The following is a 12456-nucleotide window of genomic DNA, read 5'->3' on the forward strand; positions in this document are numbered from 1 at the left end:
CGTCTCAGTTCGCACAGCTGTCTCCATTCACAGGGGGCGAGCCCCGGTCGGCGGCCCCGGCAAGTCCGGGATCGAGGAGCAGCTTGCACCGCAATAAAGTGTCGATATGACACACGACGAAGTGGAATCTTGGTCGGCGCAGGTCACGAGAACCGTGATCACCGAGGTTCGTAGGTGCCGGAAGGAGCTGGGCATGACCGCGCAGGACCTGGCCGACGCCTGTGAAGAGCTGGGCCACCCCATCCCGCGCAACGTCATCGCGAACTGGGAGTCCGGGCGCCGACTGACCCTCACCGTCCCGGAGCTGCTCGTGCTCGCCAAGGCAGTCGACGCGCCGCCGGCCGCCCTGGTCTTCCCGCTCGGCGGGAGTACCAACGTGGACTGCCTCCCGCACGAGAGCCGAGACCCGTGGACGGCGTTCAGCTGGTTCACCGGCGAGGACCTGGACTTCGGCGACGCGGCCGTGTTTCGCGAGTACGCGGGCGTCGAGCACCGCATCCGGACCGGGCACCACGACGCCTGGCAGCTCCAGTTCTCCGGCGCGCGGGAGGACTGGCCGCACGGTGCCGAAGCCGAGTTCGGCCGCCTCGTGAAGGCCGTTCGCTCGGAGCTCGTGCCGATCCGACACCGCATGCGCGAGCTGGGGCTGACTCCCCCTCCGCTCCCCAGCCACCTCGCATTCCTCGACACCGACCACAAGGACGACCGGATGAAGGAGGGAACCCCGTGAAGGGCTCCACCTACCACCGCTGCTACTGCCGGGACGCCGACACCGGCAAGCCGCTTGGCAAGGCCTGCCCGAAGCTCGGCAGCCGCAAGCACGGTTCCTACGCGGTCCGCCAGGAGCTGCCCAACCGCGAGGACGGCTCACGCCGGTCCTTCAACCGCTCCGGATATGAGTCCCGGAAGACCGCCCAGGCCGATCTCGACCAGGTTCGCGAGCTGCTGCACATCCCAGACGCGGACGACCCTGACGGCCTCGCACAGATAGCCGACCTGCTGGAGAAGATCGCCCACGAGAAGGCCCCACTGCCCGACGTGGACGAGACCCGGCGCCGGCTCTCCTCCGGGCAGGACCTCCAGAACCGCCTGACGGTCGGTGAGTGGCTCGATCAGTGGCTGGCTGGCAAGCGCGGCCGCCAGACCGCGATCAGCCGCGACGAGAGCAGCATCCGGCTGCACCTCAAGCCGCGGATCGGCCACATCAGGCTCGACCGCCTCCGGGTCCGGCACTTGGAGGAGATGTTCGCGGCCATCGAAGACGCGAACATTGAGATCGCCGAAGCGAACGCCCAACGCCGAACCGCCATCGACGAACTGGCCCAGATCCCGTGGAAGGGCCGTGAGTTCCGGGCCCAACGCAAGGCCCTCAAGGCTGCCATCGCCGAGATGGAGCCGTTCCGCCGGACCGTCAGCGCAGCGACCTGCCAGCGGATCCGGTCCACCCTCCGCGCCGGCCTCAACGCCGCGATCCGACGGCAGATCATCACCTTCAACCCGGCCTCCCACGTCGAGCTGGAGTCCGCGAAGCGCCCCAAGCCCCTCGTGTGGACCGAGGAGCGGATCGAGCAGTGGGAACTCACCGGCGAGCGGCCGTCCTCGGTGATGGTCTGGACGCCGGAGCAGACCGGCGCCTTCCTCGACCAAGCCGCCAGCGACCGCCTCTACGCGCTGTTCCACCTGATCACCTTCCGGGGGCTCCGGCGTGGCGAGGCGTGCGGCCAGCGGTGGGCCGACACCAACCTGAAGGCCGGGCTCCTCACGGTGGCCAAGCAACTCGTCGTGGACGGCTGGGCGGTCTACGAGGACGATCCCAAGACCGACGCGGGCGCCCGCACGATCGCCCTCGACTCCGAGACGGTGGCCGTCCTGGCGGCGCACCGCGAGCGGCAGCGGGCCGATCGCGAGCAGTGGTGCGACGCCTGGGTCGAGACCGGCCGGGTCTTCACCAAGGAGAACGGCGAGTGGCTGCACCCGACCGCCGTGACCGACCGGTTCCGCGAGCTGGCCGAGGGGGCCGGCCTGCCGCCGATCCGGCTGCACGACCTCCGGCACGGCGCGGCGAGCCTCGCTCACGCGGCGGGCGCGGACCTGCACTCGATCAAGGAGATGCTCGGCCACTCCTCGATCGGCATCACCTCGGACACCTACACGACCCTGCTCCCCCAGGTCGACCGGGCGATCGCCGAAGCCGCAGCGCAGCTCGTCCCCCGGGCCAACAGGCCGCGCAAGGCTGTCCAGTCCACGGCAAACCCCCAGCCCACCGGGTCATCCGCTCACGCATCGCTCACGCAAACGGCCTCGGACGAGAAGTCCGAGGCCGGCGATGAAGCCCCCAGAAGGCCAAACCTGCAGCTCATCCGAGGTGGAAACGAGAGCCCCCTGTCGGGTTCGAACCGACGACCCCCGCTTTACAAGAGCGGTGCTCTGGCCAGCTGAGCTAAGGAGGCGTGGTGGCCGTCCGCGGGATACGCGTCGGCACCAGTGGGCAGTGTACCGGGCGGGGGCGGGGGGATGCGGGCGGTTGCCGGGACGGGGGCGGGTGCGGGCGGTGGGGGTCGTGACCGGATCGATGCGGAAGTCGGGGGCGGGCGAGGGCTGACAAAAGAAGGAGTCGGCAGGTACCGTCACGAGGAGCCGCGCCGGGGTCGGTGGTCCAGACCACTCGGGGCGGCCGGGACAACTCCACCTTTACTCGGATCGTCCGGCACGTTCCTGCCGGTGAAGGAGCGAAGCAGCATGGCTTCTGTGACGTACGACAAGGCCACCCGTGTCTACCCGGGTGCCGACAAGCCGTCGGTCGACGCGCTCGACCTGGAGATCGGCGACGGCGAGTTCCTCGTCCTGGTCGGCCCCTCCGGCTGTGGCAAGTCCACCTCCCTGCGCATGCTGGCCGGCCTGGAGGACGTGAACGACGGCGCCATCCGCATCGGCGACCGCGACGTGACCCACCTGCCGCCGAAGGACCGGGACATCGCGATGGTGTTCCAGAACTACGCGCTGTACCCGCACATGACCGTCGCCGAGAACATGGGCTTCGCCCTGAAGATCGCCGGCGTCAACAAGGCGGACATCCGCACCAAGGTCGAGGAGGCCGCCAAGATCCTCGACCTGACCGAGTACCTGGACCGCAAGCCGAAGGCGCTCTCCGGCGGTCAGCGCCAGCGTGTCGCGATGGGCCGCGCGATCGTCCGCCAGCCGCAGGTCTTCCTGATGGACGAGCCGCTGTCGAACCTGGACGCCAAGCTCCGCGTCTCCACCCGCACCCAGATCGCCGGCCTGCAGCGCCGCCTGGGCATCACCACGGTCTACGTCACCCACGACCAGACCGAGGCCATGACCATGGGCGACCGCGTCGCGGTGCTCGACAAGGGCGTGCTCCAGCAGGTCGACGCCCCGCGTGCCATGTACGACAAGCCCGCCAACCTGTTCGTGGCCGGCTTCATCGGCTCCCCGGCGATGAACCTGGTCGAGGTTCCGCTGGTGGACGGCGGCGTCAAGTTCGGCGGCTCGGTGATCAACATCGACCGCGAGGACCTGTCGAAGGCCGGCCAGGCGAAGAACGTCGTGGTGGGCATCCGCCCCGAGCACTTCCAGGTGGTCCCGGCCGGCGGCGTCGAGGGCGTCGCGGTCACCGTCAACGTGGTCGAGGAGCTCGGAGCGGACGGCTTCGTGTACGGCACCACCCAGGTGTCGGGCCAGGACAAGGACATCGTGGTGCGCGTGCACAGCCGTGAGATCCCGCAGCGCGGCGAGACCATCCACGTCGTCCCGGTCGGCAACGAGACCCACGTCTTCGCCACCACCGGCGAGCGCCTCAGCCGCTGACCCTTCGCCGCCGTCACCGACGAGCGCACCGGAACCCCCTGCCCACGCGGTCGGCAGGGGGTTCCGCCATTCCCGGGCCGGGGCCCCGCGTCAACCTGATGGCGGAACAAAACAGGACAGCGGTCACTCGTTGGGGTAACGCGGCGCGCCCATTCCGCCACGCACCGCTACTCTCCTGTGCGTGAAACAGCTCGTTCGCCGAATCGGCCAGACCGTTGCCCTCACCCTGCCGGTGATCCTGGTGACCACCGGCACTCTCGCCGTCACCCGGGTCCCGTGGGCCCCGCCGACGGGCCTGGATCAGCAGGTGGTCGCGGCATCCAGCGGGGACGGCACCATCGGCCGGACCTCCACCTCCCCCAACACCCAGGGCCTGGCCGCGCAGGACGCGCTCCGGGTCGATCTGATGGAGGAGCTGAAGAACCACAACCCGGGCACCGCGCTCGACCTGCTGGAGCGCACCATGCGCGAGAAGCCCTCCCTCACCCCGTACTGCAGCGCCCTGGCCGGCGAACTCGGCCGCGCCGCGGTGAAGAAGTACCAGGGCGACGTCCAGCGCGCCCGCTCCTTCGCCCGCCCGGTCTGCGACGGTTCCTTCGCAGCAGGCGTGGTCGGCTGACAGCCGGGGCACAGAGAACCGCGCGAGACGGAAGGCACCCGTCAGCAAGCTCGCGACGCAGGGCAATGACCTGCGCTTGATCGCGACCTCGCTGACGGGTGCTTGGCTTGTCGCGCAGTCCCCGCGCCCCAGCTTCGCGCCCCCCGGTTTCGCGCCCACGGTGTCGCGCCCACCCGCCAGACCGACGAAAGGGCCCCTTCCGGGAAGATCTCCCGGAAGGGGCCCCGCCGTACGTCGGCCCGCCGTCAGGCCGTCCCGCCGGCGCCCGTCGGCCGCATGCCGAGCTCCAGCAGCGGCGGCCCACTGCCCAGGAGGCCGCCGATCACCCCGTGCGAGGGCTGCGAGCGCGGGCTGCTGGGTGCACCGCCCGTTCCGGCGCCGCCGGTGCCCGTGCCGCCGCCGGAACCGCTCGTGCCGCCGGTGCTGCCCCCCGCCCCGGCCCCGGCGTGCGGCGCCGGGCTGGAGCTGCCGGACGTGCCGGCACTCGGCTTGGGCTTGCCGCTGCTGCTGCGGCTGGGCGAGGGAGAGGGCGAGACCTTGGTGGGGCCCTGGGACGGCGCCGAGGTCGAGGCGGCCGGGGAGGGCGACGGTCCGTTGCTCGGCCAGACCGGGGAGCCGTAGTCCGTCGGCGGGTGCACGGGTGTCTGGGTGCGGCCGGTACGGACGGCGGCGCCCAGCAGCGAGCCGGTCAGCAGGGTCAGGCCGACCACCACGGCGGTGACCACCGAGCGGCGGCGCAGCATCCGTCGCCGGACCGCGCCGGGTTCGGTGGGCCCGTGGCGGCGGAACGCCTCCAGGGCGATCCGGCCGTCCAGCGAGGCGAACGGGGCGCCGGCCATCAGCAGCGGGCTCCAGGCCGCGAGGAAGATCAGGTCGGGGGTGTCGTAGGCCGGCACCGCCTTCCAGCTGACGGTGAACAGCAGCGCCGCCGACAGCGCCATCGCACCGCCTGCGGCGAGCCGCTGCCACAGGCCCAGGATGGACAGCACGCCGATCACGATTTCCGCGAAGGAGACCGCGAGGCCCGCTCCGACCGGGTGGGCCATGGCGAAGTCCAGCAGCGGCCGGGCGACCCCCCAGGGGTGCAGCGAGGACAGCCAGCGCATCATCGAGCCGCGCTCGCCGCCGTCGAAGTACACCGGGTCGCACAGCTTGCTGAACCCGGCGTAGACCGACAGCGAGCCGAGCAGCACCCGCAGCGGCAGCAGCACCAGGCCGAGGTCGACCCGGCGGCCGGGGTACCAGGCGTGCTTGGAGCCCTCGCCGAGCGACGGTGTCTCGGGCAGCTCGCCCTCGGGCTGCCAGCTGTGCCCGCCGACCCGCACCGACTCGTCCAGCAGCTCGGCGACACCGACCCGCGAGGACTCCTCCGAGCCCGCGCCCGCCCCGGAGCCCGCGCCCGCCCCGTACTGCCGGGGGACGGCCTGCAGTTGCTGGGTGTCCTGTTCGGCGAAGGCCTTCGCCGGGGCGGGGACGGTGTTCAGCCGGACGGCTTCGAGCAGTTGGGTGGCGGCGGTGTCGCCGGGCGCGGCCTGGCCGCTCCAGGTGACCACCCGGGGCTTGCGGCGGGGCGCGGTGCCGGTGACCGAGGCCGCGGTGATCCCGGCCAGCGTGGGCACCGCCGCCGCGGGCACCACGACCTGCGGGGTGACCAGCGGACGGGTGCCGTGCTGCAGGTTGTACGGGTCGCCGAAGGCGGCACCGGCCGGGCGGTCGATCAATGCGGTCACCGGGCCGGAGAGCCTGACCCGGAAACTGGCCTGGGTGCTGCTGAGCTTCGCCGGGTCGGACGGAACCCGGACCGTGTTGAGGCCCGGGCCGTCGTCTATCCCCGCGGAGCGCTGCCCGAAACGCCGAGGTGTTCTGGTGTCCACACCCCTCTAACCGGGTGACGGGCCTTGAGGACACTCTCCCGGGTGGATTCCGGGCGGGGCTTTGAAGTGATCATGAAAAATCCGGTCGGGTCCGACCGGACCCGACCGGTTGACGCACAAAAACGACGCGCCGCGACGGTCCGTCAGCGCTTGGCGCGCAGCCGGGCCGCTTCGTACAGCACGATGCCGGCGGCGACACCGGCGTTCAGCGACTCGGTCTGGCCGGGCATCGGGATCCGCACCCGCAGGTCGCAGGTCTCCGACACCAGCCGGGACAGGCCCTTGCCCTCGGAGCCGGCCACGATCACCACGGGGCCGGTCAGCGCGTCGAGGTCACCGATCTCGGCCTCGCCGTCGGCGGCCAGGCCGACCACCATCAGACCGGCCTTCTGGTAGGCCTCCAGCGCGCGGGTCAGGTTGGTGGCGCGGGCCACGGGCAGTCGGGCCGCCGCACCGGACGAGGTCTTCCAGGCACCGGCGGTCATACCGGCCGCGCGGCGCTCGGGGATCACCACGCCGTGCGCGCCGAACGCGGCGGCGGAACGGACCACGGCACCCAGGTTGCGGGAGTCGGTGACGCCGTCCAGCGCCATGATCAGCGCGTCCTGCCCGAGGTTGGCGGCCTCGTCCAGCAGGTCCTCGGGGTGCGCGTACTCGTACGGCGGGACCTGGAGCACCAGGCCCTGGTGGTTCAGGCCGCCGGTCATCTGGTCCAGCTGCGGGCGCGGGGCCTCCATCAGCGGGACGCCGCGCTCGTTGGCGGCCTGGAAGGCGTCGCGGACGCGGTCGTCGGTGTCGATGAACTGCTGCACGTACAGCGCGTTCGCGGGCACGCCGCCCTGCAACGCCTCGACCACCGAGTTGCGGCCCACCACCAGCTCGGCCGCGCCCGCGCCGCCGCGGCCGCTGCGCGAACCGGCACCGGCCCGGCGCATGCCGGCCCGGGACTTGGCGTCGCGCTCGCGCTTCAGCGCCGCGTTGGCGGCACGCTGCTTGGGGTGCCCCTTGCGGGCCTCGCCGGGCGGCGTCGGGCCCTTGCCCTGCAGTGCCTTCCGGCTGTGGCCGCCGGTACCGACACTCGCGCCCTTCTTCGACCCGGGGTTGCGGCGGTTCCTGCGCTGGCTGTTGCCGGCCATGGCTGTACTTCCTGTCTCTGCGTCTGCTTCGTGCGTGGGGGCCGCACCCATACAAAGGTACGGCCCCCACGCGCCCCGAGGGGCTACTGGTTGATCGTCCAGCGCGGGCCGGACGGGGTGTCCTCGATCGCCAGCCCGGCCTGGCCGAGCTGGTCGCGGATGGCGTCCGCGGTGGCGAAGTCCTTGCGGGCGCGGGCCGCCTGGCGCTGCTCCAGCACCAGCTTGACCAGCGAGTCGACCACGCCAGTGAGTTCCTCGCCCTGGCTGCCGCTGCCGGCCCAGAAGTCGTCCAGCGGGTCCAGGCCGAGCACGCCGAGCATCGCCCGGACCTCGGCGAGACGGGCGGCGGTGGACTCCTTGTCGTCCGCGCCGAGCGCGCTGTTGCCCTGCCGGACGGCGGTGTGCACCACGGCCAGCGCCTGCGGCACGCCCAGGTCGTCGTCCATCGCCTCGGCGAACGCCAGCGGCACCTCGGGCGCGGCGTCGACCATGCCGCAGCGCTCGACGGCGCGCTCGATGAAGCCCTCGATCCGGGCGAACGCGGTCTCGGCGTCGCGCAGCGACTCCTCGCTGTACTCGATCATCGAGCGGTAGTGCGGGCCGGCCAGGTAGTAGCGCAGCACGATCGGCCGCCAGCGCTGCACCATCTCGGAGACCAGCACCGAGTTGCCCAGCGACTTGGACATCTTCTCGCCGCTCATGGTGACCCAGGCGTTGTGCACCCAGAAGTTGGCGAACTCGTCGCCGTACGCCTTGGACTGGGCGATCTCGTTCTCGTGGTGCGGGAAGATCAGGTCCAGCCCGCCGCCGTGGATGTCGAAGGAGCTGCCCAGGTACTTGTGCACCATCGCCGAGCACTCCAGGTGCCAGCCGGGGCGGCCGCGGCCCCACGGGGTGTCCCAGCTCGGCTCGCCGGGCTTGGCGGCCTTCCACATCGCGAAGTCGCGCGGGTCGCGCTTGCCGGTCTCGTTGTCACCGGAGGGCTGCCGCAGGTTCTCCAACTCCTGGTTGGAGAGCGCCAGGTACTCCGGGTACGTGGTGACCGCGAAGTAGACGTTGCCGTCGGCCTCGTACGCGTGGCCGCGTTCGATCAGCCCCTGCATCATCTCGATCATCTCCGGCACGTGGCCGGTGGCCCGCGGCTCCGCGCTCGGCGGCAGGCAGCCGAGGGCGTCGTAACCCTCGTTGAACGCACGCTCGTTGGCGTGCGCGATCTTCCACCACTCGGTGGACTGCTCGCGCCCCTTGGCGATCACCTTGTCGTCGATGTCGGTGACATTGCGGACGAAGGTGACCTCGTAGCCGCGGTAGCGGAACCACCGCTGCATCACGTCGAAGTTGAGTCCGGACCGGATGTGCCCGATGTGCGGGGGCGCCTGAACGGTGGCACCGCACAGGTAGATCGAGACACAGCCCGGCACCAGCGGGACGAAGTCGCGTACCTGGCGGGTCATGGTGTCGTACAGGCGAAGGCTCACACCGTCCAGAGTAGTGGGCGGCGGGGGGTGCCCCGCCACCTTCCGGCCACTTGGCGCGCCCCGCTCAGAAGTTGGCGACCACCTTGCGCGGGCTGAGCCGCACCACCACCCGCACCGCGTCCGGCCCGTCCCACGCGTAGTCCTGGCCGCGGTACTTGCGGGACAGTTCGTCGATCAGTTCCCGGCCGCCCTCGGTGGTCATGGTGACCTCGCCGCGCGCCTCGAAGTACTGGTACGGGCTGTCCGCCGGGTTGATCAGCACGCTGATTCGCGGGTCCCGCACCAGGTTCAGGTGCTTGCGCCGCCCCTGGACGGTGGAGAACAGGATGTCGTCGCCGTCCCGCTTCACCCACACCACCGAGGACTGCGGGCTGCCGTCCGGCTGCACGGTGGAGACCACCGCGAAGCTCTTCGCGTCCAGCAGCTTCCTCACGTTGTCGTCGAGCCCGACGCCCATGTTTCCTCCCGCACCAGCGAATTGACTGTCCGTCAGTTCAGGCTAGGCGGCGGGCCGTTCGTAGACCAGCGCCGTGGCGATCGCGGCGAGTCCCTCGGCCCGGCCGGTCAGGCCCAGGCCGTCGGTGGTGGTGCCGGAGACCGACACCGGCGCGCCGACCGCCGCGGACAGCGCGGCCTGCGCCTCGGCGCGGCGCTTGCCGATCTTCGGGCGGACGCCGATCACCTGGATCGCCACGTTGCCGATCTCGAACCCGGCCTCCCGCACCAGCCGGGCGGCCTCGCCGAGCAGCGCCACGCCGGCCGCGCCCGCCCACTCGGGGCGGTCGGTGCCGAAGTGCGCGCCCAGGTCGCCGATCCCGGCCGCGGAGAACAGCGCGTCGCAGGCGGCGTGTGCGGCCACGTCGGCGTCCGAGTGCCCGGCCAGGCCGGTCTCGCCCGGCCAGTCCAGCCCGGCCACCCGCAGCGGCCGGCCGGCCTCGAAGGCGTGCACGTCGGTGCCGATGCCGATCCGCGGCAGGATCGGGGCGGTCTTCTCAGTAGGCATCGGTGGCCCTCCGGCGGGCGAGTACGGCCTCGGCGAGGACGAGGTCCAGCGGGCGGGTGACCTTGAACGCCTCCTCGTGGCCGGGCACCACGACCACCCGGCCGCCGAAGCGCTCGATCAGCCCGGCGTCGTCGGTCACCTCGACGCCCTCGGCGGCGGCCTTCTCGTGCGCCGCGAGCAGGCCCGCCAGGTCGAAGCCCTGCGGGGTCTGCACGGCGCGCAGCGTGGAGCGGTCGGGGGTGTCCAGCACCGGCTCGGGGCCGGCCGGCTGCGGCTCGACCCGCTTGACGGTGTCGGCCAGCGGCACCGCCGGCACCACCGCCCCGGCGCCGGCCCGGACGGCGGCGGCCACCGCGTCCACCACCTCGACGGGCACCAGCGGGCGGGCCGCGTCGTGCACCAGCACCACCGGGGTGCCGGCCGGGATCGCGGCCAGGCCGAGCCGCACCGACTCCTGCCGGCTGGCACCGCCGGGCACCACCCGGACGTCCTTGCCGTCCAGGCCGTGGCTGTCCAGCAGCGCGACGACCTCCGCCACGCCGTCCGGCGGTGCGCACACCACCACCAGGCCGACCGCCCGGCTGCGGGCCAGCGCCCGGACCGCGTGCACCAGCAGCGGGACGCCGCCGAGTTCGCGCAGCGCCTTGGGGGCGCCGGGGCCGAGTCGCTCGCCGCGGCCGGCGGCCGGAACGACCGCTGCCGCGAGCTGTGCTGAGGCGTTCAGGTTTGGCTCCTTGGTCGCGATGGGTATGGCCCGTGCCGAGCGCGGATTCGCGAGCGGGCAGGCCCCCTTCCTGACTGCACGTTAGTGGAACCGCGCCGTCCCTTCCGCCACCGCTCCGCCGTGCCTCCCCCTTCCAGGCACGTTCACCGCACGTTCCGGGCACGGCGAAGCGCCCGAGGCGCCCTTGCGGGCACCATCGGGCGCTGCATCAAGCCGAGTTGGGCCAGACGCTGTCCAGCCTCAGGAGGCGAGGACCTCGTCGAGCAGCGTCTCGGCCTTGTCCTCGTTGGTGTTCTCGGCGAGCGCGAGCTCGCTCACCAGGATCTGGCGGGCCTTGGCGAGCATGCGCTTCTCGCCGGCCGACAGGCCGCGCTCACGCTCGCGGCGCCACAGGTCGCGGACCACCTCGGCGACCTTGATCACGTCGCCGGACGCGAGCTTCTCCAGGTTCGCCTTGTAACGGCGCGACCAGTTGGTGGGTTCTTCGGTGTAGGGCGCGCGAAGCACCTCGAAGACGCGGTCCAGGCCTTCCTGGCCCACCACGTCGCGGACACCGACGAACTCGGCGTTCTCCGCCGGAACGCGGAGAGTCAGATCTCCCTGCTGCACCTTCAGCACCAGGTAGGTCTTGTCCACACCCTTGATCTGGCGAGTTTCGATGGCCTCGATCAGCGCAGCCCCGTGATGGGGGTAGACCACCGTGTCGCCAACCTTGAACGTCATGTGACAGGACCCCTTCCGTGGCTTTCCAGAATAACACGCTTTTCGGCTGACCCGAAGGGCGTTTTCGCAGGTCAGGGCGGGTTCCAGGGCTTGACAACCACCCCCGTCGCATGCTGCGACCGGTGTTCGACAGGGGCTTCTCGCAGGTCGGAGGCGGTCTGACCTGGGCAGCGAAACCTCTGGTCACGCTCCCGAAACCATGATTGGATCTTGAGTTTTTGCCTCCGACTCGCCGAGCGGCCCGGATCGTGATCGGACCGCGACACGGGGCCACCCCGTGATTCCCGGATATGTGTGGTCGGTAGTCTGGCCCTCGACCACCGACCGTGATCCCTTTTCCGTGGGATCGTCCCCTCCAAGGAGAAGTCGCCGCCGTGAGCCGGAGCCTTCGACGCGGCGCTGCCGCCGCAATCGTCCTCGCCGCGATCGTCCCGCTGTCCGCCTGCGCGGCGGGCAACGACGCCGACACGCTGCAGATCAAGCCGGACAACGCGGCGACCTCGATCGACAACGCGGTCAAGCTCAACAACATCGTCGTGGTCGCCCCCGAGGGTTCGGCCGGCGAGTACACGGGCCCGGTCGCCGTCACCGTGAACATCGCCAACCCCGCGCCCAAGGGCGACGTGGTGCTGACCGGGGTCAAGGTCGGCGGCACCGCTGCCACGCTGACCGACGAGAACGGCGCGCAGGTCTCGCAGATCGTCATCCACGCCGGTGAGTCGGTGCTGCTGGGCGGCAAGGGCGGCGCCGCGCTGGCCCAGGTGCCGAACGCCAAGGTCTCGGTCGGTGGCTACACCGACACCACCTTCAGCTTCAAGAGCGCCGGCGACGTCTCCGCCAACGCCAACGTGCAGCCGGCCGTCGGCTACTACCAGGGCTTCGGCCCGCAGGCCAAGACCTCGTCGTCCTCGGCTCCCGCCTCCCCGAGCGGCAGCGCCTCCCCGGGCGCGGCGTCCTCGCCGTCCGCCGGCGCCGGTGCGAGCGGCTCGCCGAGCGCCCCGGCGGGCAGCCCGTCGGCTTCCGCGCACTGACACCGGGCAACACACGAAGGGGCCCCGCCGATGCGGGGCC

Annotated in this window: 11 protein-coding genes, 1 tRNA gene and 1 pseudogene; 5 read left to right on the forward strand and 8 right to left on the reverse strand. The window is 71.7% G+C overall.

Translation table 11 applies throughout. The annotated features are described in order from the left end of the window. Nucleotides 1-106: 106 nt before the first annotated feature. Nucleotides 107-730, forward strand: coding sequence for a helix-turn-helix transcriptional regulator (locus ACZ6R9_RS02105; RefSeq protein ID WP_465535899.1), 624 nt, complete (start codon nt 107-109; stop codon nt 728-730). Beyond that, nucleotides 727-2215, forward strand: a pseudogene (locus ACZ6R9_RS02110) (site-specific integrase); the annotation flags it as partial. The gene ACZ6R9_RS02105 and the pseudogene ACZ6R9_RS02110, both read left to right, overlap by 4 nt. Nucleotides 2216-2376: 161 nt before the next feature. Here ACZ6R9_RS02110 and ACZ6R9_RS02115 read toward each other — a convergent pair. Further along, nucleotides 2377-2450 (reverse strand) — tRNA-Thr (locus ACZ6R9_RS02115). A 289-nt stretch (nt 2451-2739) separates the two neighbouring features. Between ACZ6R9_RS02115 and ACZ6R9_RS02120 the strand changes: the two genes are divergently transcribed. Both ACZ6R9_RS02120 and ACZ6R9_RS02125 read left to right on the forward strand, forming a co-directional pair. After that, complete coding sequence (locus ACZ6R9_RS02120) at nt 2740-3828, forward strand: ABC transporter ATP-binding protein (protein ID WP_380484210.1); 1089 nt, start codon at nt 2740-2742, stop codon at nt 3826-3828. Nucleotides 3829-4009: 181 nt separating this feature from the next. Beyond that, nucleotides 4010-4447, forward strand: coding sequence for a hypothetical protein (locus tag ACZ6R9_RS02125; protein ID WP_380484208.1), 438 nt, complete (start codon nt 4010-4012; stop codon nt 4445-4447). 245 nt (nt 4448-4692) lie between these two features. On the opposite strand, the gene ACZ6R9_RS02130 is transcribed toward ACZ6R9_RS02125, so the two are convergent. From ACZ6R9_RS02130 to ACZ6R9_RS02160, 7 genes are all read right to left on the reverse strand, one after another. Beyond that, nucleotides 4693-6177, reverse strand: coding sequence for a DoxX family protein (locus ACZ6R9_RS02130; protein WP_465535902.1), 1485 nt, complete (start codon nt 6175-6177; stop codon nt 4693-4695). A 287-nt stretch (nt 6178-6464) separates the two neighbouring features. Further along, nucleotides 6465-7457 (reverse strand): 23S rRNA (guanosine(2251)-2'-O)-methyltransferase RlmB, encoded by a 993-nt coding sequence (rlmB, locus tag ACZ6R9_RS02135; protein WP_380484204.1) that lies wholly within the window; start codon nt 7455-7457, stop codon nt 6465-6467. A gap of 83 nt (nt 7458-7540) precedes the next feature. Beyond that, nucleotides 7541-8935, reverse strand: coding sequence for a cysteine--tRNA ligase (cysS, locus tag ACZ6R9_RS02140; RefSeq protein WP_465535904.1), 1395 nt, complete (start codon nt 8933-8935; stop codon nt 7541-7543). A 64-nt stretch (nt 8936-8999) separates the two neighbouring features. Next, nucleotides 9000-9392 (reverse strand): PPOX class F420-dependent oxidoreductase, encoded by a 393-nt coding sequence (locus ACZ6R9_RS02145; protein ID WP_380484200.1) that lies wholly within the window; start codon nt 9390-9392, stop codon nt 9000-9002. 42 nt (nt 9393-9434) lie between these two features. Next, nucleotides 9435-9938 carry a 2-C-methyl-D-erythritol 2,4-cyclodiphosphate synthase gene (ispF, locus tag ACZ6R9_RS02150; protein ID WP_465535907.1) on the reverse strand — a complete coding sequence of 168 codons (504 nt, stop codon included), beginning with the start codon at nt 9936-9938 and terminating at the stop codon, nt 9435-9437. Beyond that, on the reverse strand, nt 9928-10689 hold the full coding sequence (ispD, locus tag ACZ6R9_RS02155) for a 2-C-methyl-D-erythritol 4-phosphate cytidylyltransferase (RefSeq protein ID WP_380484483.1): 762 nt from the start codon (nt 10687-10689) through the stop codon (nt 9928-9930). Before ispD ends, ispF begins: the two co-directional genes overlap by 11 nt. Nucleotides 10690-10902: 213 nt before the next feature. Further along, nucleotides 10903-11385, reverse strand: a complete 483-nt coding sequence (locus ACZ6R9_RS02160) for a CarD family transcriptional regulator (protein WP_014136563.1) — start codon at nt 11383-11385, stop codon at nt 10903-10905. Nucleotides 11386-11759: 374 nt separating this feature from the next. Between ACZ6R9_RS02160 and ACZ6R9_RS02165 the strand changes: the two genes are divergently transcribed. Then, nucleotides 11760-12416 carry a DUF461 domain-containing protein gene (locus ACZ6R9_RS02165; RefSeq protein WP_380484196.1) on the forward strand — a complete coding sequence of 219 codons (657 nt, stop codon included), beginning with the start codon at nt 11760-11762 and terminating at the stop codon, nt 12414-12416. Nucleotides 12417-12456 lie beyond the last annotated feature (40 nt).

It is taken from the genome of Kitasatospora sp. NPDC048662 (assembly GCF_055587065.1).

Bases quoted from the DNA above. Each gene is read 5' to 3' on its own strand.
- ACZ6R9_RS02105 (WP_465535899.1), top strand. From the start codon at position 107: ATGACACACGACGAAGTGGAATCTTGGTCGGCGCAGGTCACGAGAACC.
- ACZ6R9_RS02120 (WP_380484210.1), top strand. From the start codon at position 2,740: ATGGCTTCTGTGACGTACGACAAGGCCACCCGTGTCTACCCGGGTGCC.
- rlmB (WP_380484204.1), bottom strand. From the start codon at position 7,457: ATGGCCGGCAACAGCCAGCGCAGGAACCGCCGCAACCCCGGGTCGAAG.
- ACZ6R9_RS02145 (WP_380484200.1), bottom strand. From the start codon at position 9,392: ATGGGCGTCGGGCTCGACGACAACGTGAGGAAGCTGCTGGACGCGAAG.
- ispF (WP_465535907.1), bottom strand. From the start codon at position 9,938: ATGCCTACTGAGAAGACCGCCCCGATCCTGCCGCGGATCGGCATCGGC.
- ACZ6R9_RS02160 (WP_014136563.1), bottom strand. From the start codon at position 11,385: ATGACGTTCAAGGTTGGCGACACGGTGGTCTACCCCCATCACGGGGCT.